Source organism: Stenotrophomonas sp. YJH_SMC_19, assembly GCF_059367915.1.
The window spans coordinates 190,224-213,798 of sequence record NZ_JCAFRI010000001.1 but is presented as its reverse complement, the minus strand read 5'-3'; the positions used below and the strand labels follow the sequence as shown (position 1 = coordinate 213,798).

Genomic DNA, 23,575 nt, shown 5'->3' with positions numbered 1-23,575 from the left:
CATGGCTCTCTCCCTCAAGGTGTATCAGCAGCGGGCCCTGTCCAGCCTGGCCCAGTTCCTCGAAGACGCCCGGCTGACTGGCGCCGCATCCGCGTTTGAGAAGAACGTGGATGCCGGTCTGGTCACGCAATACAAACCCATGCCTCATCTGGAGGCCTCGCCCTACGTGTGCCTGCGCATTCCGACGGGCGGCGGCAAAACCGTCATGGGCGCACACATCATCCAGGCGGCAGGTGACGCCTACCTCGAGCGCGAGTTTCCGCTGGTCATGTGGATGGTCCCCACCACCCAGATCAAGACCCAGACGCTGGAAGCCTTCAAAAACCCCCGACACCCCTACCGGCAAGAACTGGACGAGGCGTTCGGGGGCAAGGTCGCCGTGTTCGATGTGGAGGACTTCACCCACATCCGCCCCGCTGATCTGGGAACCAAGGTCTGCGTGGTCATTTCGACGATGGCCGCGCTGCGCGTGGAGAACCAGGAGGGGCGCAAGGTCTATGAGCACCACGAGGACCTAGAGCCCCATTTCGCCGGCAGCGTGTCCGATTTGCCCTACTTGGAGCAGAACAAGGCGGGAAAGGCCATCGCGTCCTTTGCCAATCTGCTGAAACTTCACGGTCCGTTGGTCATCACCGACGAAGCCCACAATGCCAACACGCCCTTGTCCTACCAGGTCTACGAGCGGCTTGGTGCCAAGGTCGTGGTGGAGCTCACGGCCACGCCGGAAGCCAGTAAGAGCAACGTGCTGGTCAGCGTCAGTGCCTTTGAGCTCAAGGGCGCGGACATGATCAAGTTCCCAGTCGTGCTCAAGGAGCACGTGGGGCAATGGGAAGTCGCCGTGGGCAGCGCTGTGGCCCGCCGCAACGAGTTGGGCAAGACCGCGCTGGGCGAGCCGGACTACATCCGGCCGATCCTGCTCATCCAAGCCGAAAACGCCAAAGGCACCGCCACGGTCGAGGAGGTCAAGAAGCACCTCATCGACAACGAGAAGGTGCCCGAGAAGGCGATTGCCATCGCCACGGGCGATCAGCGGGAGATCGACGGGGTGGACCTGTTCGCCAAGGACTGCCCCATCGAGGTCATCATCACCAAGCAAGCGCTCAAGGAAGGGTGGGATTGCTCCTTTGCCTACGTCTTTTGCTCGGTGGCCCAGGTCAAGAGCGACAAGGACATCCAGCAGCTGCTGGGCCGCGTGCTGCGCATGCCGTATGCCACCCGCCGCAAGCAGGAGGCCATGAACAAGGCCTACGCGCACGTCACCACTGCGGCGTTCAATCTGGCTGCCGCAGAGCTCACCAAGTCGCTCATCGACATCGGGTTCAACCCGCTGGAGGCCGTGGGCGCGGTGCTGGCGGATCCCACACCTGGGCCCGGCTTGGACTTGCGAGGCGGCAAGGTCAATCCGGTTCCCGTGACGCCCAAGACCACCATTGCCGTGAGCAAACAACCGGATCTTACTGGTATCCCTGCTCGGGACCAGACCAGCGTTGTTTTCACTCCGAACGAGGAAGGCAAGGGCGGCTCGGTGGAGATCACGGGCGAGGTGGACGAGTCCACCGTGGAAGCGATCACCAAGGCTGTGCCAACCAAGGAGCGCGAGGAAGCGGCGGCTACAATCCAGCGGCACCAGATCGCCGCCAAGGCCGTCAAAGCCCCTAGCCAGAACGGCGCGGTGTTCAGCGTGCCGCGGCTGGGGGTCATGGAGCAGGGCGAGCTGGAGTTCGTGGAGAGCGGCGCCACGCCGCCGGGCTTCACCTGGGACTTGCTGGCCTATCCGCCGGACCTGTCCAGCCTCAAGTTCAACGTCGACAGCCAGACCTTTGAGGTGGACCTGGTCGATTCGAAAGTGAGCTACACCAAGATCGACGACGACGTGAATACCTACCTGCCGGGCTTTGCCAAGGACCGCACTCAAGCGGACTTGGTCGGCTGGCTGGACCAGAAGATCCGCGATCCGGCGGTCAAGCAGCCCGTGCTGCGGGAGTGGTTGCGCCGGTCCATCAGCGGGCTGTCCGAAGATCGGGGCTTCTCGCTATCGCAACTGCTCAATGGCCAGTTCGTGCTCCGACGGAAGCTCGGCGAGCAGCTTCAGATCGCCAAGGCGGAGGCGCTCAAGGAAGGCTTCCAGCAAGCGCTGTTCGGTGCCGACGCCGACATCGTGGTCAGCGACGAGCCCGGTGCGATGTTCACCTACCCGGCGGACATGACCCAGTATCCGGCGCATGCCTACTACCAAGGCGGCACGTATCGCTTCCGCAAGCACTACTACCCCCTCGTGGGCGATCTTCAATGGAAGACCGCTGGGGGCAAGGTGGGTGAGGAGTTCCTCTGTGCCCAGGCCATCGACCAGCTGGATGAGGTGGAGTTCTGGGTTCGCAACTTGGTGGACAAGAGCCAGTTCTGGATGCCGACGTCCAAGCAGCGCACCTACCCGGACTTCGTGGCGCGGCTTAAAGATGGTCGACTGCTCGTCGTTGAATACAAGGGTGGTGACCGTTACTCCGCGGACTCCGAGAAGGAGAAGCGCATGATCGGCGAGCTATGGGCCGCTAAGAGCAACGGCCGAGGTGTCTACCTCATGGCCCAGCTGCGGGACGAGAAGGGCAACAGCATCACCGAGCAACTTAAAGCAGCGATCTCTAAATGATCAGGTGTGAGTGGGGTTCACCCCCGTATTACGAACACCGGAAGGCCGCTTGACCATACAGTGCAAGGAGGGTGTGTGACCGAAGACGAGATCGAACAACGAAAGATTGAAGCCAGAGTGCGCTTGGCTAAAGGAAGCATGGATAAGGCTGGAAAAGAGCTTGAAGAAGCTGAAAGGGTCGCGAAGGAGAGTCCTACACCTTTCAAGCGGAAGCTGGTGAATCAGGCTAAGGGGCGCTACAGCAAGGCCGCGCAAGTTTTTGACAGAGCCGTGGGCGACAAGATGAAGAGAGAGCTTGGGGGCGGTAAGGATGGACCCGGGCGAAGGATGTAAACGGGATGCTTATCGCACGGGCTGATTCTCGGATCGTTGATCGCCCGCTATACGAGCCCGCGATGCCTTGGTTGAAATCCTAGATATGGATCGAAGGCTGAAGCGCATGGCGGATCACGTAGCCTCCCGTTGGCTGTTCTCCGCTAAGGTCTCAAGCTGCGATACGGCGAGCGTCTAGGTTGGCAATGCCCAGAATGTCGAGAGCAAGGAAATGGTCCGCACCACAAACTGGCCCAGCGCGAAGTTGTCCCCCCAGCAGAAGGCCATCGTCGCCGCGCACGCGGTGCTGAACCTGGCAGAAGGCAAGGCCGGCGAACGCGAGCTGCGCAGCCTGCTGGTCAACGAGATCGGCCTGGCCTGGGCACCGTTAAACTGCCTCCAATACCTGTCCGGCAAAGAAGCCCCGGCCGCGCTCACTGCGTTGCCAGACGAATGGCAGGCGCTGGAGCGCAACAAGAAAGACCCCCTGCGTGCCTCGGTCATTTCCTTGGTCATGGTCAAAGACGTCTGCGGCGCTGGGGGCTGCAAGCTCTCCGGCGCCAAGATAGCCGAGCGGCTGGAAGAGCTGCGAACCGCAATGGAGCCCAAATAGCGATGGATCACTTCGAAGGTGTGGTGCTGGACTATCTGCGCGCCGACCGAGCGCTGTTCGTCAACAGCCAGTGCTGCATCCAACTCAACGAAGGCGCGAACCCGGATACTAGCGGCCCGCACTGGTATTGCGACGCCGTCGCGGTCAGCTTCAAGGAGCAGGCGGCCTACCTCTGCGAAATCACCTACGCCGCACGCGCGCCGTCGCTGCTGGCCCGTCTGCGGGCGTGGGACGAGCATTGGCCTGGGGTCAGGGCAGCCCTGGCTCGGGACAGCGGTGTGCCGCTGGATTGGAGTGCCAGGCCCTGGCTCTTTGTCCCAGAGTCCAATGCCAAGGGCATTCAATCCGCCATCGGCGGGCTGAAGAACCTCCCCAGCCCCCGTGTCACCTTCTTGGAGGAAGTGTTGCCCTGGCGCTACCGCTCCTGGGATCGCGGTGCATACGTGGACGAGTCCCCATGACCGATCTCAATATCACGGCCACCAGCTACGCCCTGCTGCAGGGCAAGTTCACTTGTTGGAAGTGCTCGGAGTCGATCGTGGTGACCGCCATTTGGGTGCCTGGGTTCCTCGACAACGAGGACGAGGAGTATCCCGAGGAAGGCGGCCCATCGCTGCTGAAATACGTCAGCGAGCTGGACGTGGGCACGATGGCCCGGGTCAGGGCCGCGGCCCCCTGGCTCAAGCCCAACTGCTCGCAGACGGCCAACCAGACCTACGTGGCCAACCACTGTCAAATCTGCGGCACGCTGCAGGGAGACCATTTCATATTCAGCCCAGACGGCCCGTTCTTCCCCCAAGACCAGGCCGGCGTGGACCAGCTCAAGGTCATCCCAGGGCACGGGCCCCTGATGGCGAGCGCTTCCACGGGGCAGTCGGACTGGATGGGACTGGTCAAGCTTCCCACGCACGCCTGACATCGAGGCAGACGGGATTTCGGCCAAGGGTCTCTACCACTGCGAATGAGGCTGGGCATACTTCTGCCCATCCCTTGTTCCTCGGAATCCTTCTGCTGGCTCATCCCCGGCCTATTTTTTTGCCTGGTGTCAGGCCTCGCCTCGCTGGGCTTGGCGGTCCTTGGTGAGCGCAACCGCCTCCTCATACGTGGCTGCTTTGCCGCTAAGAAGCAGATCCAACGCGACCCGGTGCCGGGCGGTGTAGTAAATGTTCCCCAGTGGCAACACCGTCGCTGGACGCATCGCGGGGCCAAGGGTGTAGACGAAGTGCGGAGAATGGGTTTCCGGCCAATGCGGGTCTACGTCCTGAAGCCGATCAACCGTGTCTACGCGCTCGATGAAGTGGACACTTCGGAACTGCGATAGGTAGCGGAAGCCGATGTAGGCCGGCGGGACAGTGGGCCAGCCATTGCCACCGATGGGATGGAAATACTTGCCCTGCTTGGTGACGACATCGATCCAGGTCAGCTCTTGAGAGCTGGGCATCAAGTCTCGGCTTAGCGAAACCACATAGGCGAGCGAGTCAAACGCGTTGGAGGTCATTCCGTATTCCGATAGGTGCAAGGCGAGCTGGTCCAGCCACAAGCGTTCGATTTGGTTTCTGGTCGCAGCATGAGCCCGCTTCGCCATGGCACGGATTTCAGACCAGGAGAGGTGATCGACGGGGATGCCCTTGACGTCCGCGGGAAGGTGCCTAACGGCCCAATCCTTCCGAGCCGCGCTGACCGAGATGAGCCGCTTGTGCTGCACATTCGAGTCGGCCAAGCGATGGACATACCGGGCAAGTTGCGCATGCGTGGCCACCTGCCAGTGTCGCTTGGCTTCAAACACCAGATGAAAGGCCGTGCCTGAAAGAACCTCCAAATCAGTGAACCCGCGATCCTTCATGCCGAACTCTTGGCTGGAAAGCGCCACCTGTGCCAACGGATCAAGCCCCATGGCACCGAAGAGCTCCGCACGAAGCGCTGCGGACTGCTCCAGGCACCATCCCAGGGCATAGGTGCCCGCGTTCTCATCGCAGCCGGCTAGCCCAAAGCAACTGACGGGTTCTGCCCCCCGAATCAACATCAAAGCCTCCTTGCAGTGGGGCAAGGCATCGCCCCTACTGGGTCGACTGATGTTGCCAGAACTTCTGGTTTTGGGGCCACCACTTCCCCGCGTTGACGCGCCTCATCACGAGCGCGCGGAAAGCATCGGGGGAAGGGGCTGGCCCCTTCCGCTTATGCCTGCACTGGTTGCATCGGGCATGTGCGGCCACCACGTTCCCGGACACGTCTCGGCCCCCGTCTTGCTGGGCCAGCAGGTGTTCGGCGGTGCACTGAAAGGCTTGAGCCTTGCGGGACTTCAGTCCCAGTTCTGATGGAGCTTCGAGCCACATCGGCAGACCGCAATAGAAGCAGCGGCCAGACTGGGCATGGAAGGCGGATGTGCGGATGGATTTGAGGCGCTTGGTCGTCATGGATGGCTCCGGAATCGAAAAAAAGATTCCCGCGCCCCCATTGGGTGGACCTCGGGCACCCGGAGCCTACTGGCATGCGGGCACAACACCGACGCTTCTGCGACCGGCGGTTGCTTTTTAGCTTACTCGTGCCTTCGGTGCAAGCGCTTGGGTTGGCGCCTCCAAATCTTGTTGCCCGATCCTCTTGCGGAAATGGATTTATCGAGTATTGGTGAAGCAAGCCCAATCCGGGCCACTTTCCCTTTCCCTAAATCCGAGGATGATTTTTCATGCGCAAGACCCTTTCTTTTTCTCTGGCCTTGATGGCCGCGTTTTCTGCCGCTTCGGCGTCCGCCGCCGACGTCACCGAAGACTTGATGATTTCTGCGACCGTGAACAACGAGTGCAGCATGCTCGTGACCCAGCTGGGCGGCGGTGAATACAACGGCTTGGCGTCCGGCACGCAGGGCTATTCCAATGGTGCGTTGATGGTTCGCTGCAACCAAGGCACCGCCTTCAGCATCGTGCCCGGCGATGGGTTGAACTACGGCGCCGCGATTGCTCGTCCCAATCACCGCGCCGTGTCCGATGGGGCCGGAAACTTCGTCGCCTACGGCCTCTTCAAAGATCCTGGTGCCAGCCAAGTGTGGGGCAGTGGGGCCGATGCTTGGGAGGGCGTGGGGACCGGTGAGCAGCAGATGATCGGCATCGGTTATGCCTTCTACGATTTGAACAAGGTGCCCGGCGGGACCTTCTCCGACACCATTGCGGTCACCCTGACTTACTGACCCTCAAAGGGTTTCTACCAAACCCCCGGATATCTCCGGGGGTTTTCTTTTGAGGGTGGGTTGACAACTTTGAATGTTTTGGTTGGATCAAAGGAGGTGATCGGTTTGGAGGAGTGATGTTGAAGCGTTTGTTGGCCGTTTCGTTGTGCTCATTGTTCGCCGTGCCTGCGTGGGCGGGAAATGTGTCGTTGTTTCCCACGAGCATCGTGGCGCCGGCTGGGGAAAAATCGGGCGCGTTGACCTTGGAAAACCACGGGGACAGCCCCGAGCGCTTTCAGGTGACGGTGCTGGACTGGTCCCAAGATCCCAGCGGGCAGGACGTGACCAGCCCAGCTACAACCGTGCTTGCGGCGCCGTCCATTGTCGAAATCCCACCTGGGTCCCGCCGGGCCGTGCGGTTGGTCCGCACCCAGAGCGTCGGCGCCCCCGGCTACTACCGCGTGCTGCTGCGCCAGTTGCCCCAGCCGTCCACGGCGGGCCAAGTGCAGTTGTTGATCCACCAGAACCTGCCGGTGGGGTTTGAAGACGCCAAGGCCGGTCCTCCGGTGCTCACGGCCCGCTTCACCGCCGACGGCCTTCTGCTGACCAACACCGGTTCGACCGCTGCGCGCCTGACCGCCGTCGGTCCTCAAGGCATGCCGGCATGGCGCGAAGGGGCGTTGGGATGGGTATTGCCGGGGCAGAGCAAATCCGTGGAGCTCAAGCCCGGCCAGCGAGCCGCCTCGGTCACCGTCACGGTCAACGGGTCCCCCGTCGTCGTCCCCGTGAACTGAGGGCGACACGTGCGGCGGGGAAGCGTCCTGGGCCTCGCGCTGGCCCTGTCCATCGGCAGCGCGCACGCGGCCATCCCAGACGGGGTGGAGCCGGTGCTGGCCGCGCCAATCCGGGCCAACGGGCTGCCCGCGAAGGACCCCGTGTTGCTCTGGCAGCAAAGTGGGGCCTGGGTGGCCGAATCCACGACCTGGCAGCAGCTCGGCGTGACCCTTCGCCCGGGCGAGGAGGGCCAGGACCTGACCGACCAAGCCTTGGGCGTGACCGTGGCTTACACCCCCGAGAACGCCACCGTCCAGCTCACCATTCCGGCTGACCGCAAGCCGGCGCAGCAGCTCAGCCAGCACGGCACTCCGGTTTCTCAGGTGTCGCCCGGCATCGGTGGCTTCTTGGTCAACTACAACGTCGCCACCCAGATTGCACGCGGCCAACAGGCCACGTCCTTGGCGCTGGACGCGCGCACGGGCGGCCGTTGGGGTGTGGTCTCCACCACCGGGCAGCTCAACCAATCCCCCAATGGGTTTGGCATGCGCCGCGGCGTGACGGCCTGGCAGAAAGACGACCTGCAGCGCCAACGGACCTGGCAAGCCGGCGATGTCTACGCCACGCCCCGCATCGGCCCCGTGGCGCTGGGCGGCATTCGCCTCGCGCAGGACCCGGCAGCCCTGGATCCGCTCACGCCGACGTGGCCCGTCCCGACCTTGGGGGGCATCGCGTTGGATCCGGGGCAGGTCAAGGTCCTGTCCAACCAAGCCGAAATCACGCGCCAGGACGTCAAGGCCGGCCCCTTCACCGTGGACGGTCGAAACGTGGCCCTGGGAGCCAGCCAAACGGCCGTGGTCGTGCGCGACGCCTACGGCCGGGAAACCGCCGTTTCCACTGCACGCCTCTACGTCGCCCCAACCCTGCTGCGCCCCGGGCTCTCCGCGTGGGAAATCGCCGCCGGCCAGGTCCGCGAAGACGAAAACCGCTACGGCACGGCCGGCGTCAGCGCTTCCTGGGCCAAGGGCGTCAACGACCGCTGGACCATCCGAGCCGGTGGCCAGCTGGACGAGAACGGCAAGGGCAACGTCACCGTGGGTTCCACCTGGGCCCCAGGCACCTGGGGCGTGCTCGACGGCGAGGTGGGGCGCTCAAGCGACGGCGGGACGCGCTGGGCTGTTGCCTACGACTACAAAGGGCCCACGTTTGGCGTGCGATTGGAACACGAGGAAAACGACGGGTTCTGGCGACTGCAGAGCGAGACCGCGCTGCCCATCGCGTCGCGCACCCAAGCCAGCGTTTCCTATCGCCCAGATCGCCGCTTAACCGTCCGTGGCACCTATGGCGCCATCGACACGGGGCGCTCCAGCCTAGCCTTCGCCTCCCTGAGCGTGAGCGCGAACCTGGGCACCGCGGGCCAGGTGTCCGCCAACGTGCTCCGAGACCTTCAAGGCGACGATCTTCAAGTGTCCGCCAGCTACACCTACCGCTTCGGCAGCAAGGCCAGCGTGGGCGTGCGGGCCCGCCAGGCCCCAGGCCAGGATGCCCTGACCACCCGAGCGACCTACCGCACCGAGGGCGGCCTTCGCTTGGCTGCAGAGCACACCGAGGGCGAACTGGGCAGCACCCGGGCCACGGCCGACGCGATGACCCGTTACGGCGACGCCCGGATCATGCTGGACCGCTACGACGGGCAAACCCAGGTGGCGGCCAACTTCTCTGGCTCCGTGTTCCTGGACCATCGCGGTGTGGCCTTCGGAAGGCCTGCCTACGCCAGCTTCGCGGTCGTGGACGTGCCGGGTCAGGCGGGCTTGCCGGTGCGGGTCAACGGAGCGCCGGTCGGCCAGACGAACAAGCAAGGCCGCGTGCTGGTGACCGACGTTCCCTCCTTGCTGCCCACCACGGTGAGCCTCAAAGACAAAGACCTGCCCGTGGGCGTGGAGATCGGGGAGACGGAGAAACAAGCCGTGGCCCCCCGGCAAGGCGGTGTGCGGGTGACCTTCCCCGTGCTGACGCAGAACGCCCGGGCCTTCATCCTGACAGGTCCGATCATCGCGCCGGGCACCGTCGCGTCCACGCCGAACGAACAAGCCATGGTCGGCTACGACGGAGCCCTTTACCTAGAACACCCTGAGCCGAGGATGGCCGTCGAGGTTTCCGGCGTGTGCAAAGCCGTGTTGCCGTCGCCACTGCCGGGCGTGGACGAAGTGGCGAAGTTAAGGTGCAACTAGCCGCTCAGGTCTCCCTCGCGAGTGGGCGGCACCCCTAGCACCCTTGCCTTTGCAGCAATGACTGCGCAAACGGTCGACCCACAAGCTGGGCAAACCGCAGGCTTGAGAAGCCTCTCTGGCAAGATAGGAACGATGGCCTCGCATTCGCAGCGCAGCCCCAGGGCTTCGACCTTCTGCACCCGCCGCTCCGGGTCCCCCTTGATGGCCAAATAGCTCGAGTTGCACTTGGTATTCGGGCAGAAAACGGGCTTGTCCCCCGCTTGCTCGGCCGGGCCGAGAATGAGCACATGGCCGCAGTCGACGCATTTGCCCGTCGCGAGATCCTTGCTGGCAGCGATCAGCGTCGAGCTCGCAACCTCTTCCAGCTCCGCGATGAGAGCCCGGAGCCTTTCGATCTTCGGCCGTGCGTTCGTCAGATCTTTGCGCAGATGGAGAAAGCTCCCCAACGAGTTGTAGTAACTGCGAAACTTGCCCCAAGGAATGCGCTTGGCCTCGCCGATCGGCAAGAAATCCTTGTCCTTGAAAACGGCCTTCAAGTCACTTGAGGCAAAATCGAGGTCTTTGGGCGGTGGCGTTACCGAGATGGAGAAGCTGGCCGTTTGATCAGAGTTCGGATCGAAGGCGGCCAGCATTTTCATGATCTGGTCCGGTCGCCACTCGCGAGCAAGCTCGGTGGAAACGTCTTCACCATATGCAGCCAAGTTCTGATACGCCACGGATTCCAGGCAGAATCGTAGTTCCAGCGCGGCGTAGATCAATGACGCGTCATCGCCCCTGCTGATTAGTTCTTTAGCCGTGCTTAAACGTTCCGCGATGTTGTAAAGGGCCATAATCAAAGGTTACTCGATTGGAACTCGGGATCAAGTTAACAGCCGCCTGTAGGCGCTATCTCCCAACGCGATTGCCTAAATGCGTGGGCGGGACTAAAGTTCGTGGAAGGGGGGGGGGCCAGACAAGTTGAGAAGGAGCGCCCAATGCCCATCAGGGCCGTGGTGTATGTCAGCGAGGCATCCGACGCGTTGCGCGGCGATCTGCTTGGCCTCCGGAGCGGCAAGCTCCAGGAGCTGGTCGACGACGCAACTCGTTTTAACCGGGACGCAGGTGTCAGTGGGGTGCTCTTGTTCGACGGGACGCGCTTCCTCCAATACTTGGAGGGACCCCCGGACGGGTTGGACGTGGCGTTCTCTAGGGTGCTCGGAGCCTCGAGCCATCACGATCTGATCGAGCTGCAAAGAGGGACGATCACGGATCGCCGCTTGCCTTACTGGCCCATGCGCTGGTTGCCAGTGGAAGTCAAGGAGCTGAGCGAGGTCGCAGTGGGCGACTGGGCCGGTTTCAAGGTGCGGGGGGATGGAGAAGCGTTGAACGCAACGGCGATCGACCGTTTGATGTTTCTGGTGAGCAGGCGCGCACTGGTGGGGAAGTGAGTTGTTGGCGACCGCCAGGCCGCGCAAGGAATCCGACCCCTACGTGCAACCCAAGTCTTCGTGGATCGCCGTCACAAGCTGTCGGAAGCGGTAAGGCTTCGGGAGAAATCGAACCGTCTCGGGCAGGGGGGGCAGCTGCGAGCGTTGAAGACCAGACGCGAGCATGACGCGGGCCTGGGGTTGAGCAACCGCGGCTTCCGCCGCGACCTCCAGCCCGTCGGCGCTGTCTGGCATGTTGAAGTCGGTCACTACCACCGCGAACCTAGCGTCGCCGCGCAGGAGGACGAGGGCCTCGTCCCCGTTGCTGGCGGGAGTGACTTGGAAGCCCTGAGAGGTCAGAGCCTCTACGACGACGCTGCGGAGATCGTCTTCGTCTTCAACAAACAACACGTCGATCGGCATCTCAATGCTCTGGTGCGGGGAAGCAAAGGCTAACGCGGGTTCCCTTCCCAAGCTCGCTCTGGAGCTCGGTGAACCCGCCGGACTGGGCCGTGAAGCCAAACACTTGGCTCAAGCCCAGCCCGCTGCCCCTTCCAATGGGTTTGGTGGTGAAAAACGGTTCAAATACCCTGGCCTGCTGGTCCGCCTCAATCCCTGAACCGTCGTCTCGGATGCTCAGGCAGATGTAAGGTCTTTCACTGGTGTTGGGCAACGTAGGATCACGGGTTTGCCGCGCAGAGGCCGTGATGAGGATCGTTCCGCCCTTCGGCATGGCGTCGCGGCTGTTGCACACAAGGTTAAGGATTGCGGCCTCCAGCTGTGCCTTGTCCACCGACAGGGTCGGAAGGCCCCGGGAAACTTCGACGGTCAATGCGATCGCGTCGCCGGCGGAGCGGCGCAGCATCGCTTCGCATTCGGCCATCAAGGCGGCCAAGTCGACTGCCTCTGGCACCAAGGTTTGTCCCTTGCCGAAGGTCAGCAACTGCCGAGTCAGAAGGGCCCCGCGCTCGGCGGCCCGCTGCGCGGTATCGATGAGCTTGGCCACGCCTCCGTTTTTCACCCGCAGGCTGATGAGGTCTAAACAGTTGGCTACGATGGTCAACAGGTTGTTGAAATCGTGGGCCAAGCCGAGCGTGAACTTCCCGATGGCCTCCATCTTCTGCGCCTGCAGGAGATCGCGCTGGGCTTGGAGCAGCTGCTCCTGCGCTTCGTGGCGCTGGGTGATGTCGCGGGTGATTTTGGCAAACCCCACCAGTTCCCCGTCTTCCCAGATGGGATCGATCACGACGCTGGCACGAAAGCGGGTCCCGTCCTGCCGCAATCGCCAGCCCTCGGCGACGTAGCGCCCTTCTAAGGCCGCGGTCCGCAGGTTTCGCTCTGGTAGGCCGGCTTGGGCCTCCTCGGGCAGGTAGAAGCGGGAAAAGTTGGTGCCGACCACGTCGGCAGCCTGGTAGCCCTTGATTCGTTGCCCACCCGGGTTCCAGGTCTGGATCACCCCGCTGGGGTCGAGCATGTATAGGGCGTAGTCGGTGACGGAGTTCACCAGCAGGGCAAACTGCCGGCTCTCGTCCCTCAAATCGGTTTTCGCTTTCGCTGGTTGGTTCATGGGTCATCCTCTCGGCAGGGCCACCGAAGGGCGACAGAGTGCGCAGTGTAGAAGAGCGACGGCCGTCATCCTTTTGCGCCCTCTTAACAAATCGGGCGAGCCCTCGGGCCACACTGTCCAATCGTGGCACATCCACTCAGAGCGCTTGTAGGGAGAAAGTCATGGGATTGGACGGCAAAGCAGTAAGGGTTCTTCTTGTAGAGGACGAACCCACTCTCATGATGGTCTTGGAGCAGGCCATTGCCCAAGTCGGCTACGACGTCTCCAAGACGGCCGAAGATTTGCCCACAGCCTTGGCGTGCGCCGAGGAGGCGGCCTTCGATGTTGCGGTGCTGGACGTCAACTTGAACGGGGTCGAGTCTTACCCCGTGGCCGATCGCTTGGTCGAGTTGGGGGTGCCGTTCCTGTTTACGACCGGCCTTGGGGCCAGCCGGCTGCCCGAACGCTTCAAAGGCACGCCCTTCCTTGAAAAGCCGTTCCGCCTGAAAGAGATCGCCGCCGCCCTCCAGTCCCTTTGCCACGAACTGGAGGTTCACTGAGTTTCCGGGCCTTGGGCGCCGGTCGGGACCTTCGGGTCCCTTTTTTTATTTCAGCGGGGCCTCGACCTGCTGGTAGGTTCCCACAGTCTTGCTCATGCCCAGAATGTGGCCCTTCGCGGCCTTTAGCACTTCGTCCCGCGTCGCGCCGGCCTTCAGATCAAGCACGGTGTCCAAGGCCAACAGCTGGAAGTGGTAATGGTGCGGTGGATCGCCCACAGGCGGTTTGGGGCCGAAATAGCCCACCGATCCTCGGCTGTTCGCCCCCTGCAGCATTCCCTCCGGTTTCAGAAGCCGCGGATCGACCGGCAGGCCCTCGGGCAGCGATTGCTCGGTGGCTGGGATGTTGTAAGCGACCCAGTGAACGAAGGGTTTGACGTTGGCTGCATCCGGATCCTCCATGATCAGCGCATAGGACTTGGCACCAGGCATCGGGCTCCAAGAAAGAGCGGGCGATGCATCGTCGTGATACGCGCTGAAGCGGGGAGGCAACGCTTGGCCCGAGGAGAACGACGGGGAGCGGAACTGGAACGCGGCGGGGTTGCCGATCCGATCCTTGGCCAACGGGACCCCCGAGCCTTGATTGACTTGGGCCATCAAGGGCCCGCTAGGCACTGCCGCCGCGGGGGAGGCGGACGCTTGGCCCTGGCCGTAAGTCACACGGTAGATGACGCCGTTGGCATCGTCGCCGACCAAAAGTGCACCGCCCTTCGTCATCGCCAGACCGACGGGCCTTGCGATATGCGCCTGGCCGTTGTCGACCAGGAAGCCGGTCAAGAAGGGCTCAAACCCGACCGGCTTGCCGGCGTTGAAACGAACCCGCACCACCTCGTAGCCCGACGCAGGCTTGCGGTTCCAGGAACCGCGCATCGTCACGAAGGCCTCCCCCCGGTAAGCTGCCGGGAACTGCTGGCCGGTGTAGAACAGCATCTGCATGGGGGCCGCGTGGGCGGTGTAGCCGAGCACCATGGGCTCGCTTGTCGCCGCCCATTGCTGTTTGCTGATCTGCCCTGGCGGGGTGCTCTGGGGATTCACCCCGTCCTTGCCCCAGATGTGGGGCCAACCATACTTCTTTCCTTTCTGAATGCGGTTGAGCTCCTCGGGCTGCTCATCGTTGCCCAAGTAGTCGATGCCGTGATCCATCCCCCACAGCTCCCCCGTTTTGGAGTCCCAAGCAAAGCCGATGGTGTTCCGCAGGCCGCTGGCAAAGATGGACCGGCTCTTGCCATCCGGCGAGGACCTCAGCAGCGCCGCATGCTCGGGATTGGTCTCGTTGCACGCGTTACAGGACGAGCCCACGCTGATGTAGAGCATCTCATCAGGGCCAAAGGCCAGCGTGCGGTTGGGGTGCTGACCGCCATCGGGCAGGTCGTTGATGATCCGTTCCTCTGGACCCAACGTCCCGTCCGGGTGTATGGGGGCGCGATACACGTCGTTGGCCGTGGCGACATACAGCTGCCCGTTGGCGATGGCCAGCCCGTGCGCCCCTGGCCGCGAGAAGACCACCTTCGGTTCGGCGTCCAAGGCTCCGTCTTCATTGGCATCCTCCAGCAACAGCACGTCGCCTTGATCTCGACGTGAGACATAAATCCGCCCGTCTGGTGCCACGGCGATGATCCGCGGATTCTGAAGGCCTTGCGCAAGGGGACGCACTTGGAAGCCACTGGGCACCGTCAGGGCCTGAACGCGCTCGGGCGTCGCATCTACCTTGGCGGGTTTGAACGTGTGGACGTTGGCTTGGACGTCGGTTCCGTCCCCCTGCTGAGCGAAGGCGAGGGAGGGGGCCAAGAAGACGAGCAAAAGCGCGGAACGGGTCATGAGGATGGCCTGGCGCTGAGGAGCGTTCAGCATGTGGCGGGAGCGGTCAATGGCCTGCGAATGCGTTGCATGCGCGCCGTTCACCACGAGGGCCATCGATCTCCAGGCCCACGCACCGCCGGTCTGAGATGCTCCGCCGTTCGCCAAGCCTTCACTCGGGGATCGCTTGATCCGCATCCCAGCCTCGATACGGTAAGGCTTCGCCCGACACGAGAGGAAGACATCCATGGCAGAGCTCAAAGAGAACCTGTTGGACTGGCTGCGCGACGCACACGCGATGGAACAGCAAGCCGAAACCATGCTGAAGGGGCAGGCTTCGCGGATCGAGCACTACCCAGTGCTGAAGGCGCGCATTGAAGAGCACATTCAGGAAACCATTGGCCAGCGCGAACGGCTGGAAGGGTGCATCAAGCGCTTGGGCGGCTCGCCGTCGACCCTCAAGGACGTGATGGGCAAGATGGCAGCCTTCGGTCAGGCCGTCGGCGGCATGACGGCCTCCGACGAGATCGTCAAAGGCGCGATGGCCGGTTACGTCTTCGAGCATTTCGAGATCGCCTCCTACACGGCCCTGATCGCCGCAGCGAAGACGGTGGGCGATGCAGAAACGGCCCGGATCTGCGAAGAAATCCTCGTGCAGGAAGAGGCGATGGCCGACTGGCTGGCGGCCCACCTGCCCGAGGTGACCGAAGAGTTCATGGTGCGCGACGCCACGCCGGGCGTCGAAGCCAAAAAGTAACCGCTGCGCCGCGCCGGCCGGGTTCACGCCCGGCCGACGCGGCCGGGCCTACAACGAAAGGCCCTAGGATTGGAGGCGGCTGGCATGCCCAGGCCCATCTGGAGTGGTTCGTTGTCCTTCGGGCTGCTCAACGTTCCGGTGTCCCTCATGTCCGGCGAGCGTCGCATGGATCTGAGCTTTCGCATGTTGGACGCACGAAACAAAAAGCCCATTCGCTACGAGCGGGTCAACGCCGAAACCGGCGAAGAAGTGCCTTGGAAGGACATCGTCAAAGCCTTTGAATACGACAAGGGCAGCTACGTCGTCATAGAGAAAGAAGACATCGCCGCGGCCGCCCCCGAGACGCACGAGTCCATCGACGTGGAGGCCTTTGTCGACGCCGAGAGCATCGGGCTGAGGTTCTTCGAAAAGCCCTACATCTTGGTGCCCGGCAAGAAGGCCGAAAAGGGCTATGTCCTGCTCCGAGAGACCCTGAAGGAAACCGGCAAGGTGGGCATCGCCAGGGTGGTCATCCGCACGCGCGAATACATTTGCGCGGTGATGCCCGAAGGCGATGCGTTGATCATGATCCTGCTTCGCTACCCGCAGGAGTTGGTGGCTCCGGACGAATACAAACTGCCGCAGGGGGGGGCGTCGGACTACCGGGTTGCGCCAAAAGAGCTCGAAATGGCCAAGCAGCTGATTGAGAGCATGACCTCTGAGTGGGAGCCGGACAGCTACCAGGACGAGTTCCGCGAGCGCCTGTCCGACATCATCAAGAAGCGGGTGAAGCAGGCCGGAGCCACGACCACCTTCGAGGAACCGGAACATCGCGAGGACTCGGCGACCAACGTGGTGGACTTCATGGCGCTGCTCCAGAAGAGCTTGGAAACCAACAAGCGCACCCCGGCGAAAGCAACGCCGGTGAAGACCGCCTCCAAGTCCTCCACCAAAGACAGCAAGCCTGCCAAGAAGGCCGCCATAAAGAAGGCCCCAGCAAAGAAAGCCGCAAAGAAAGCCCCCGCCAAGAAGGCTCTAAAGAGCGCCTGATCACCCAAGGAGAATCCCATGAGCGACGACAAGAAGAACACCGGCAGCCCGGACCGCGACCGCATCAACGTCAACGAAGACTACGAGCTGCAGTATTGGACCAAGGCGCTGGGCGTGTCCGCCGACGAGCTCCGGGCCGCCGTCAAAGCCGTGGGCCCCACCGCTGCGGCCGTTCGCAAGCACCTGGGCAAGTAACGAGGAGCCGTCATGTCCTTGGTCGAATACCGTCGCAAGCGCCGCTTTGACCAGACCAAGGAGCCCGAGCCTGGCAAAGCGCTGCCGCAAGGGCAGCGCGCCATTTTCGTGGTCCAACTTCACCACGCCAGCCGCCGGCACTACGACTTCCGGCTGCAAATCGGCGACGCCCTGAAGAGTTGGGCCGTCCCCAAGGGCCCTAGCTACGACCCCAAGGTCAAACGGATGGCGGTCGAAGTGGAAGACCATCCCGTCGACTACGCTAGCTTCGAAGGCGAGATCCCCAAGGGGCAATACGGCGGTGGGCACGTGGCCCAGTTTGATCACGGCGTTTGGGCCACCCAAGGAGACCCAGAGGCACAACTTGCCAAGGGTCACCTGCGATTCGAGCTGTTCGGCACCAAGCTCAAAGGCGGGTGGCGCTTGGTCCGGTCCGGCAAACCGGCCCGTCAGCCGCAGTGGCTGTTGTTCAAGGACGACGATGCGTATGCGAGCGATCTGGAAGCGGACGATCTGCTCGCCGATGTGTCGGCGGCCCCAACGGCAGACATCAGGAGGGCCGGCGGCGGTAAAGCCGACAAGAAGAAGCTCAAAGCCCTCCCTGCAAAGCGTGCGCGACGGAAGAACTGGGCCAAGAAGGCCTTGGCCCTGCCCAAAGCGAAAGAGGCGGCTCCGCCTTCCGGCCCCTTCGAGCCCCAGTTGGCCAAGCTGGGGGAGGCCCCGCCGCAGGGCGACCAATGGGTCCATGAGATCAAGTGGGACGGGTATCGGATCCTCGCAACGGTCGCCGATGGGGCCGTCCGGCTCTGGTCCCGCAACGCGTTGGAGTGGACCGACAAGATCCCCGAGATACGCGACGCCGTGGCGGAGTTGGGCCTTACCTCTGCTGCCTTGGATGGCGAACTCATCGCCGGATCGGGCACCAAGGAGGACTTCAACCTGCTCCAGGCGACATTGTCCGGGGAGCGGCAAGGCGCGCTGGCCTACGCGCTCTTCGACCTGCTCCACATCGATGGCGTGGACGTGGCCGCAGCACCTCTGTTGGAGCGCAAGGCGCTCCTGCAGGAGCTGCTGGCGGGCCAGGCCGGCCACTTGGCCTTCAGCTCTCACGTCCAAGGCGACGGCAACGAAGCCTACCGCCTGGCTGGCGAACAGCACTTTGAAGGCATCATTTCCAAGCGCGCCGATCGCGGCTACCACCCCGGCCGCAGCGACGACTGGCGCAAGACCAAGCAGCTGGCCAGCGACGAGTTCGCCGTGGTCGGTTACACGGCCCCCAAGGGCAGCCGCAGCGGCTTTGGCTCGCTTTTACTGGCCAAGCCCGACGCCAAACACGGTTGGCTCTACGTGGGCCGGGTGGGCACCGGGTTCTCCGACGCCTTGATCAACGACGTGAGCAAGAGGATCCAAGGGGGAGGCAAGAAGCCGACGGCCTACGTGCCCACCGAGGACACCGATCTTCGCTCTGCCACGTGGTTCGAGCCGCGCTTCGTGGTGGAGGTGTTCTATCGCGGCATCGGGGGGCAGCAACTGCTGCGCCAAGCCTCCTTGAAAGCCGTGCGGGCCGACAAGGAAGTGAATGATTTGGCGGATTCGGATCGCGCCGCCCCGGCGAAACCGGCCCGTGGCAAACGGGCATCGGCGGCGTCTTCTGCCCGCAAGACCGCCGCAACGCCTCAAGTCGAACGCGTGCCCCCCAAACTGTCCTCCCCGAGCAAGGTCCTTTTCCCTGGCGACGGCTATACGAAGCAAGACGTTTGGGATTACTACTCGGCAGTGATGGATCACCTGCTGCCCGAGGTGATCAACCGGCCCTTGTCGATCATTCGCTGTCCCGCCGGCACTGGCAAGCCTTGCTTCTTCCAGAAGCACCACACCGCCGGGCTGGAGCTGGTGGACTCGGTCAAGCTGAAGGAGGACAGCGGCATCAACGCCCACTACCTCGTAGTGCGCGACGCGGCCAGCTTGCTGGAGCTGGTCCAGTTCAATGCCCTGGAGTTCCATCCGTGGGGAAGCCACGCGGAGGAGCCTGACCGTGCCGACCGGGTGGTATTCGATCTAGACCCCGGCCCAGATGTGCCTTTCGCGGAGGTAAAAAAGGCTGCCACTGATATCCGGAAGCTTCTGGCCCAACTAGAGCTGGAGTCCTTCCTGCGGGTATCCGGAGGCAAGGGCCTTCATGTCGTGGTGCCCTTGAATCCCGGGTGCGACTGGGACCTGACCAAGCTCTTCGCCAAAGGATTCGCCGACGCGTTGGCCCAGTCGGAACCTCAGCGGTTCTTGGCCACCGCCACCAAAGCCCTTCGAAACAAGCGGATCTTTGTCGACTACCTGCGTAACGGTCGAGGTGCCACCGCAGTGGCGTCGTATTCCCTGCGGGGTAGACCGGGCGCGCCTGTCGCGATGCCTCTGGCGTGGAGCGAGCTGCCAAACCTCAAACGGGCTGACGCGTTCACGATCAAGGACGTGCCGGGCAAGCTGAAACGTCGCCGCAAGGATCCCTGGGAGGGCATCGATGCGTTGAAGCAGAACTTGTCGAAATGGGCCCGAAACGACTAGCCGCTATCCCCGCGGTCGTGTCCGAGCGTAGACGGGCAGACGCGAGCGTCGTTGGCAGCTGCCGAGCACGTGATGAGCACGCGGGCTTGATGCCGGCTCCTGTCCAATGAGCCTCATGCAGTGCGATGCTCCCGCTCCGACCCCGGTGACCGTCTGGACCATCGGGCATTCCACTCGACCTTGGGACGAGTTCTTACACCTGCTGTTCGCACAAGGCATCTCGGCGATCGCGGACGTGCGTCGTTTCCCAGGATCGCGTCGTCACCCTTGGTTCGCATCCGAGCAGATGGCTAAAACGCTGCCAGCGCACGGCGTGGAGTATCTTTGGATTCCTGAACTGGGCGGGCGGCGCAAGGTGCAGCCGGATTCGCCCAATGGTGCGTGGGACAACGCCGCGTTTCAGGGCTACGCAGACCACATGGCGACCGCCGAGTTCGCCGGCGGGCTATCGAAGGTGCTTGCACTGGGGGGCGAACATCGGACCGCGCTGATGTGCGCGGAGGCACCGTGGTGGCGTTGCCACCGACGTCTCATCTCCGACCTGCTGACGCACCGGGGCCATGAGGTGCTGCACATCGTGTCCCACGCCGAACCCAAACCGCATCCGCTGAACCCGATGGCGCAGGCCGTCGGGCCAGCGCTTGTCTACCCACCGGCTCAGACGGAGCTGTTCTGAACCAACCAGTAGGGCGATCGCGTGTCGGGCCCGCTCGGCGCATTTTCTCCCTATCGAAGCTATGCGGACATGTCGGCTGCCTTGCAGTTGGCGCGCGCTTGCCGCACGGTGTTGTTGATAGACGACGGGCAGCCGCGCAACCCTGCCTGAATCGGCTTAGGCGGTCGTCCCTGGTCCCAGCTTCAGGTAATGGATCGGAGGCTGCCCCGTCAGAAAGTTGGCGTTCTCCTGAGGGATTCAGACTGGCTTTCGATCTTCATGTCTGCCATGAAGTAGTCTGGGATGGATGGTGAAGCGCAGGTTAGAAAACGATGCAAGGGGGAGGGGAATGAGGAGTGCTCAGTATGATTCGCTTTGCAGCGCGCTCGATAGGATACATGGACGGCAAGCGCTGACGGATTTCGCCTCGGATTGGGGCCTCCACCGCAGTCCCAGCGAGGATGGCACAGTGGAGGTATGGAAAGGCGCGGCGATGGGGGCTGGCGTTGAGATCTTGTTGCTTCCGCCCGTGTCCGCTTCCAGCGACTGGGCCATCTCGACGCTGGTCACGGTCGGAGGCCGGGTCGAGCATGTCAGGCGACGTCCGTTTGGGATCTGACGAAGAGTGGCTGCTAAACGCCTACGACGGCCTTCCTTGGTGCAGCCAATACTGGGTCAGCAGGGAGGCGATGCGTCGGTTCGTCGACGTCGACGCCAAGCCAGGATCTGTCCCACCACGGCCGTGAGCAGCAGCAGGGCATTGGTCACCACAAACACCGTTGACCCCAAAAGTGCACTGTAGACGGTGAAAAGGGTGGACGCGGTCATCTGACCGACGAACAGCCACTTGGAGACCGTTTCGGGGTGGGGAGACTGCCACTGTTTGATCATTTGCCGGACCAGCGTGGCAATCAGCACTACGGTTGCAGCCCAGCCGAGAACATCAGGATGCATGGCCGCTCACCCGTCCTTTGAGTCGTGGACAGTTGAACCGTCTTGGTCGTGCGCCGGGCGCTTATGAGGCTCCTCAATGATTTCCTTGTTGAGGATGCGAACCTCACCCACCATCAGCAGGCGCATGTCGCGCACGATGTAGTCGGCCAACGCCTCATTGGTGATGTCGTCACCGGCGATGTCCAGCCGGAAGCCTTGGCCCTGAATCCCGCCCCCGTTGCTGAAATCAATCTCGAAATCAAAGCACACCCGCTTATCCATGTTGCCCTCTCCATCGGTGAGATTGGGCGGCACTGAAGGGCCGCTTGCTACGCTAAAGGCGATCATCGGCGTAAGGGGGCAGCCCACAACTGGCCCCATGCCCGGATCTGAGGGCAGGCTCACTGCCGTTCCCGCTTTCGGCGGTCGTAGAGTTTCATGTCTGCGCGATTGATGGTATCGGCCACCGATTCCGAGGGCCGACCAATGGCGCAACCGCCGGAAAAGCGGATCGGTGCCTCGCCGGCGCGCTCGTGGTAGGTGTCCTCCAACACGCTCAGCCGTTCCAACGTCGCATCGGGGACGAACACGAGGAACTCGTCGCCCCCGAGCCGAACCACCGCTTCCTCGCCTTGGAGCGGGGCGGACAGGAAAGCCACGAAGTCGACCAGCACCTTGTCGCCTTGGGCGTGGCCTTGGGTGTCGTTGACTTCTTTGAAGTGGTCCAAGTCAAACACCAGACAGCCCCACCCATCGAACTGCTGGTGGGCCAGATCGGCCAAGTAGCGACGGTTGAACGCTCGGGTGAGCGGGTCGCGGGTCGCCAAGTCGTGGAGCTGCTGCTCAGTCGTGATGTCTTGCGCGTGGCCCAGCACGTAGGGCGGTTGGGCTTCTGTGTCCAGCACGTTGTGATACGCCCAGAAGCGGCGCGATCCGTCGCGGGCCACCAGCTCCATCATGCCCGAGTCGCTCTCGTTTTCCCGGATGCGATCCAAGTAAGCCTTGAACGCGTCCTGCTTGCTCTGGGGAATGAGCTCGGCCAGCGATCGGCCGACGACGTCACCCTCCGAGAGACCCAGTGAGTGCGAGGCCGCAGGGTTGACCGACGTGACCGTCCCGTCCAAGGAATGCGTGCAGATGAGGCCGAGGCTGTGTTGGAACAGCCTGCGGTAGCGTGCCTCGCTATGCGCCAAGGCCTCGACCGCCGCCCGTTGCTCCGTCACGTCTTGGATCGCGCCGATCAATCGGGCACCGGTTTCGGGCTCTTCCCGCTGGCCCACCACGTGGACCCACGTGCGCTCCCCCGAAAGCTTGCTGGACGGAAGGGTCAAATCGATGGGCACACCCGATGAGATACAGTCTTCCAGGGCGGCCTCCAGCCGCTGCCGTGCGCCTTCCGGACACAGGGCAATCGCCGTGTCCAGGCCGGGCACCGCGTCGTCAGAGACGTCATGGATCCTCCGGGTCTCCTTGGTCCATTTGACTTCTCCAGTTCCAAGCACCAGCTCCCACCCTCCGACCTTGGCCAGTGCATTGGTGCGCTCCAGAAAGAACTGGCTTCTCTGAAAACGCCGTTGCAAGGCCTGGGATTCGCTGACCCGCTCAAGAAGGCGAGCGCGCTGCTGCATGCCGACTGCGGCGGCCTGGGCCAAGCATGACAGGGCTGCTCCCTGCTCCGCTGAGATCGTTCCCGGGTTTGGGCTGAGCAGGCAAAGCGTTCCCACGTTCTGGCCATTGGCGCTGATGGGCGCGCCGACATAGTGGCGGACGAAAGGAGGACCCAAGACCAACGGGTTGGTCGAAAAGCGGGCATCCTGGCCGGCGTCTGCCACCTCAAACGGCTCATCGGACTGGATGGCCCAGGTGCAGAAGGCAATGTCGCGGGGCGTCTCGTCCACACCGGGAAGGCCTATCTGGGCCTTGAACCATTGGCGGTCCCCGTCCACCAAGGAGATCAGGGCGACCGGCATGCCCGTCATGTTTCTCGCGGCCCGCATCAGCGCATCGAAAAAGGGCTCGGGGTCGGAATCCAGGATCCGCAACGACTCCAGAGCAAACTGAGGGGCGGCCTCAGCCATCGGTCACCTCTATCACGGTAGGCTACCGCTCTAGCTTAGTCAGGGAATGCGTGTTGGGCCGGTGAACCCTACAGTATGGCCCTCCGCCATCGCGCCTCCGCTCCGCACCACGCTAAGCATTGCTCCCGCTGTCCAAAGCTTTGCCGGCGCCCGGTAGCCCTTGGACATTGCGGCATTGCATGGTGGAAGGTGGGGGTGGGCACGGTCAGTCCCCCGCAACCGCCGAGGCCTGCTCCAGTGGTCGGCGTACGGCATCCCCTCAGTGACTCTTGAGGGTCAACCTCCGTGGCAGTTGCCACGGGAGAGCCGGGGTTGGGCCGTTGAGG

Annotated in this window: 24 protein-coding genes; 15 read left to right on the top strand and 9 right to left on the bottom strand. The window is 63.1% G+C overall.

Features of this window, described 5'->3' with window-relative positions; translation table 11 throughout:
• Position 1 precedes the first annotated feature (1 nt).
• The 5 genes from AC5P5R_RS00950 to AC5P5R_RS00930 all read left to right on the top strand — a co-directional run bounded on the left by AC5P5R_RS00950 (position 2) and on the right by AC5P5R_RS00930 (position 4,488).
• The gene (locus tag AC5P5R_RS00950) at positions 2 to 2,647 is read left to right on the top strand and encodes a DEAD/DEAH box helicase (protein ID WP_033833386.1); all 2,646 of its coding nucleotides are present in this window, start codon (positions 2 to 4) and stop codon (positions 2,645 to 2,647) included.
• A 75-nt stretch (positions 2,648 to 2,722) separates the two neighbouring features.
• Entirely contained in the window at positions 2,723 to 2,980 is a 258-nt protein-coding gene (locus AC5P5R_RS00945) for a hypothetical protein (protein WP_032960334.1), read from the top strand.
• A gap of 211 nt (positions 2,981 to 3,191) precedes the next feature.
• Positions 3,192 to 3,572, top strand: coding sequence for a hypothetical protein (locus tag AC5P5R_RS00940; protein ID WP_033833387.1), 381 nt, complete (start codon positions 3,192 to 3,194; stop codon positions 3,570 to 3,572).
• A 2-nt stretch (positions 3,573 to 3,574) separates the two neighbouring features.
• A complete protein-coding gene (locus AC5P5R_RS00935; RefSeq protein WP_032960331.1) occupies positions 3,575 to 4,033 on the top strand; it encodes a hypothetical protein in 459 nt (152 codons plus the stop codon).
• A complete protein-coding gene (locus AC5P5R_RS00930; protein WP_235648785.1) occupies positions 4,030 to 4,488 on the top strand; it encodes a hypothetical protein in 459 nt (152 codons plus the stop codon). The genes AC5P5R_RS00935 and AC5P5R_RS00930 overlap by 4 nt, the downstream gene beginning before the upstream one ends.
• Before the next feature lie 129 nt (positions 4,489 to 4,617).
• Here AC5P5R_RS00930 and AC5P5R_RS00925 read toward each other — a convergent pair whose 3' ends face one another.
• Both AC5P5R_RS00925 and AC5P5R_RS00920 read right to left on the bottom strand, forming a co-directional pair.
• The gene (locus AC5P5R_RS00925) at positions 4,618 to 5,595 is read right to left on the bottom strand and encodes a hypothetical protein (protein ID WP_033833389.1); all 978 of its coding nucleotides are present in this window, start codon (positions 5,593 to 5,595) and stop codon (positions 4,618 to 4,620) included.
• Between the two features lie 34 nt (positions 5,596 to 5,629).
• Positions 5,630 to 5,986, bottom strand: coding sequence for an HNH endonuclease (locus AC5P5R_RS00920; protein WP_032960326.1), 357 nt, complete (start codon positions 5,984 to 5,986; stop codon positions 5,630 to 5,632).
• A 269-nt stretch (positions 5,987 to 6,255) separates the two neighbouring features.
• Here AC5P5R_RS00920 and AC5P5R_RS00915 point away from each other — a divergent pair, with 269 nt between their 5' ends.
• The 3 genes from AC5P5R_RS00915 (at position 6,256) to AC5P5R_RS00905 (ending at position 9,737) form a co-directional block, all read left to right on the top strand.
• Positions 6,256 to 6,753 carry a Csu type fimbrial protein gene (locus AC5P5R_RS00915; protein WP_080264260.1) on the top strand — a complete coding sequence of 166 codons (498 nt, stop codon included), beginning with the start codon at positions 6,256 to 6,258 and terminating at the stop codon, positions 6,751 to 6,753.
• Positions 6,754 to 6,869: 116 nt separating this feature from the next.
• Positions 6,870 to 7,526 (top strand): fimbrial biogenesis chaperone, encoded by a 657-nt coding sequence (locus tag AC5P5R_RS00910; RefSeq protein WP_033833391.1) that lies wholly within the window; start codon positions 6,870 to 6,872, stop codon positions 7,524 to 7,526.
• A gap of 9 nt (positions 7,527 to 7,535) precedes the next feature.
• The gene (locus tag AC5P5R_RS00905) at positions 7,536 to 9,737 is read left to right on the top strand and encodes a fimbria/pilus outer membrane usher protein (RefSeq protein WP_033833392.1); all 2,202 of its coding nucleotides are present in this window, start codon (positions 7,536 to 7,538) and stop codon (positions 9,735 to 9,737) included.
• Here the strand turns inward: AC5P5R_RS00905 and AC5P5R_RS00900 are convergent.
• The gene (locus AC5P5R_RS00900; protein ID WP_033833393.1) at positions 9,734 to 10,567 is read right to left on the bottom strand and encodes a hypothetical protein; all 834 of its coding nucleotides are present in this window, start codon (positions 10,565 to 10,567) and stop codon (positions 9,734 to 9,736) included. The genes AC5P5R_RS00905 and AC5P5R_RS00900 overlap by 4 nt on opposite strands.
• Positions 10,568 to 10,711: 144 nt before the next feature.
• Here AC5P5R_RS00900 and AC5P5R_RS00895 point away from each other — a divergent pair, with 144 nt between their 5' ends.
• On the top strand, positions 10,712 to 11,164 hold the full coding sequence (locus AC5P5R_RS00895) for a BLUF domain-containing protein (RefSeq protein WP_100437276.1): 453 nt from the start codon (positions 10,712 to 10,714) through the stop codon (positions 11,162 to 11,164).
• Between the two features lie 39 nt (positions 11,165 to 11,203).
• On the opposite strand, the gene AC5P5R_RS00890 is transcribed toward AC5P5R_RS00895, so the two are convergent.
• The gene (locus AC5P5R_RS00890) at positions 11,204 to 11,566 is read right to left on the bottom strand and encodes a response regulator (protein ID WP_033833395.1); all 363 of its coding nucleotides are present in this window, start codon (positions 11,564 to 11,566) and stop codon (positions 11,204 to 11,206) included.
• Position 11,567: 1 nt separating this feature from the next.
• Positions 11,568 to 12,710 (bottom strand): two-component system sensor histidine kinase NtrB, encoded by a 1,143-nt coding sequence (locus AC5P5R_RS00885; RefSeq protein ID WP_495226297.1) that lies wholly within the window; start codon positions 12,708 to 12,710, stop codon positions 11,568 to 11,570.
• A gap of 161 nt (positions 12,711 to 12,871) precedes the next feature.
• Between AC5P5R_RS00885 and AC5P5R_RS00880 the strand changes: the two genes are divergently transcribed.
• Entirely contained in the window at positions 12,872 to 13,249 is a 378-nt protein-coding gene (locus AC5P5R_RS00880) for a response regulator (RefSeq protein WP_065427875.1), read from the top strand.
• A gap of 45 nt (positions 13,250 to 13,294) precedes the next feature.
• Here the strand turns inward: AC5P5R_RS00880 and AC5P5R_RS00875 are convergent, their stop codons facing one another.
• Complete coding sequence (locus tag AC5P5R_RS00875; RefSeq protein WP_313225449.1) at positions 13,295 to 15,160, bottom strand: YbhB/YbcL family Raf kinase inhibitor-like protein; 1,866 nt, start codon at positions 15,158 to 15,160, stop codon at positions 13,295 to 13,297.
• A gap of 130 nt (positions 15,161 to 15,290) precedes the next feature.
• Here AC5P5R_RS00875 and AC5P5R_RS00870 point away from each other — a divergent pair, with 130 nt between their 5' ends.
• The 5 genes from AC5P5R_RS00870 (at position 15,291) to AC5P5R_RS00850 (ending at position 20,259) form a co-directional block, all read left to right on the top strand.
• Positions 15,291 to 15,800, top strand: a complete 510-nt coding sequence (locus AC5P5R_RS00870) for a ferritin-like domain-containing protein (RefSeq protein ID WP_024957537.1) — start codon at positions 15,291 to 15,293, stop codon at positions 15,798 to 15,800.
• 84 nt (positions 15,801 to 15,884) lie between these two features.
• Positions 15,885 to 16,829: a non-homologous end joining protein Ku gene (gene ku / locus AC5P5R_RS00865; RefSeq protein WP_024957538.1), complete on the top strand. Its 945-nt coding sequence runs from the start codon at positions 15,885 to 15,887 to the stop codon at positions 16,827 to 16,829.
• A gap of 18 nt (positions 16,830 to 16,847) precedes the next feature.
• On the top strand, positions 16,848 to 17,024 hold the full coding sequence (locus AC5P5R_RS00860) for a DUF3606 domain-containing protein (RefSeq protein ID WP_008266817.1): 177 nt from the start codon (positions 16,848 to 16,850) through the stop codon (positions 17,022 to 17,024).
• 12 nt (positions 17,025 to 17,036) lie between these two features.
• Positions 17,037 to 19,583, top strand: a complete 2,547-nt coding sequence (gene ligD / locus AC5P5R_RS00855) for a DNA ligase D (protein WP_495226296.1) — start codon at positions 17,037 to 17,039, stop codon at positions 19,581 to 19,583.
• Between the two features lie 106 nt (positions 19,584 to 19,689).
• A complete protein-coding gene (locus AC5P5R_RS00850) occupies positions 19,690 to 20,259 on the top strand; it encodes a DUF488 domain-containing protein (protein ID WP_024957540.1) in 570 nt (189 codons plus the stop codon).
• 654 nt (positions 20,260 to 20,913) lie between these two features.
• Here AC5P5R_RS00850 and AC5P5R_RS00845 read toward each other — a convergent pair.
• From AC5P5R_RS00845 to AC5P5R_RS00835, 3 genes are read right to left on the bottom strand one after another with little or no spacing between them, the layout of a single operon-like run.
• Positions 20,914 to 21,192, bottom strand: coding sequence for a membrane protein (locus AC5P5R_RS00845; protein WP_040008414.1), 279 nt, complete (start codon positions 21,190 to 21,192; stop codon positions 20,914 to 20,916).
• 6 nt (positions 21,193 to 21,198) lie between these two features.
• Positions 21,199 to 21,576 (bottom strand): hypothetical protein, encoded by a 378-nt coding sequence (locus AC5P5R_RS00840; RefSeq protein ID WP_232281412.1) that lies wholly within the window; start codon positions 21,574 to 21,576, stop codon positions 21,199 to 21,201.
• Complete coding sequence (locus tag AC5P5R_RS00835) at positions 21,573 to 23,249, bottom strand: sensor domain-containing diguanylate cyclase (protein ID WP_495226295.1); 1,677 nt, start codon at positions 23,247 to 23,249, stop codon at positions 21,573 to 21,575. The genes AC5P5R_RS00840 and AC5P5R_RS00835 overlap by 4 nt, the downstream gene beginning before the upstream one ends.
• Between the last annotated feature and the right edge of the window lie 326 nt (positions 23,250 to 23,575).

Coding starts and splice junctions, on each gene's coding strand:
- ligD (WP_495226296.1), top strand. CDS start 17,037: ATGTCCTTGGTCGAATACCGTCGCAAGCGCCGCTTTGACCAGACCAAG.
- AC5P5R_RS00925 (WP_033833389.1), bottom strand. CDS start 5,595: ATGTTGATTCGGGGGGCAGAACCCGTCAGTTGCTTTGGGCTAGCCGGC.
- AC5P5R_RS00940 (WP_033833387.1), top strand. CDS start 3,192: ATGGTCCGCACCACAAACTGGCCCAGCGCGAAGTTGTCCCCCCAGCAG.
- AC5P5R_RS00915 (WP_080264260.1), top strand. CDS start 6,256: ATGCGCAAGACCCTTTCTTTTTCTCTGGCCTTGATGGCCGCGTTTTCT.
- AC5P5R_RS00835 (WP_495226295.1), bottom strand. CDS start 23,249: ATGGCTGAGGCCGCCCCTCAGTTTGCTCTGGAGTCGTTGCGGATCCTG.
- AC5P5R_RS00885 (WP_495226297.1), bottom strand. CDS start 12,710: ATGAACCAACCAGCGAAAGCGAAAACCGATTTGAGGGACGAGAGCCGG.
- AC5P5R_RS00845 (WP_040008414.1), bottom strand. CDS start 21,192: ATGCATCCTGATGTTCTCGGCTGGGCTGCAACCGTAGTGCTGATTGCC.
- ku (WP_024957538.1), top strand. CDS start 15,885: ATGCCCAGGCCCATCTGGAGTGGTTCGTTGTCCTTCGGGCTGCTCAAC.
- AC5P5R_RS00950 (WP_033833386.1), top strand. CDS start 2: ATGGCTCTCTCCCTCAAGGTGTATCAGCAGCGGGCCCTGTCCAGCCTG.
- AC5P5R_RS00930 (WP_235648785.1), top strand. CDS start 4,030: ATGACCGATCTCAATATCACGGCCACCAGCTACGCCCTGCTGCAGGGC.
- AC5P5R_RS00850 (WP_024957540.1), top strand. CDS start 19,690: ATGAGCCTCATGCAGTGCGATGCTCCCGCTCCGACCCCGGTGACCGTC.
- AC5P5R_RS00910 (WP_033833391.1), top strand. CDS start 6,870: ATGTTGAAGCGTTTGTTGGCCGTTTCGTTGTGCTCATTGTTCGCCGTG.
- AC5P5R_RS00900 (WP_033833393.1), bottom strand. CDS start 10,567: ATGGCCCTTTACAACATCGCGGAACGTTTAAGCACGGCTAAAGAACTA.
- AC5P5R_RS00920 (WP_032960326.1), bottom strand. CDS start 5,986: ATGACGACCAAGCGCCTCAAATCCATCCGCACATCCGCCTTCCATGCC.
- AC5P5R_RS00890 (WP_033833395.1), bottom strand. CDS start 11,566: ATGCCGATCGACGTGTTGTTTGTTGAAGACGAAGACGATCTCCGCAGC.
- AC5P5R_RS00895 (WP_100437276.1), top strand. CDS start 10,712: ATGCCCATCAGGGCCGTGGTGTATGTCAGCGAGGCATCCGACGCGTTG.
- AC5P5R_RS00870 (WP_024957537.1), top strand. CDS start 15,291: ATGGCAGAGCTCAAAGAGAACCTGTTGGACTGGCTGCGCGACGCACAC.
- AC5P5R_RS00880 (WP_065427875.1), top strand. CDS start 12,872: ATGGGATTGGACGGCAAAGCAGTAAGGGTTCTTCTTGTAGAGGACGAA.
- AC5P5R_RS00860 (WP_008266817.1), top strand. CDS start 16,848: ATGAGCGACGACAAGAAGAACACCGGCAGCCCGGACCGCGACCGCATC.
- AC5P5R_RS00875 (WP_313225449.1), bottom strand. CDS start 15,160: ATGGCCCTCGTGGTGAACGGCGCGCATGCAACGCATTCGCAGGCCATT.
- AC5P5R_RS00935 (WP_032960331.1), top strand. CDS start 3,575: ATGGATCACTTCGAAGGTGTGGTGCTGGACTATCTGCGCGCCGACCGA.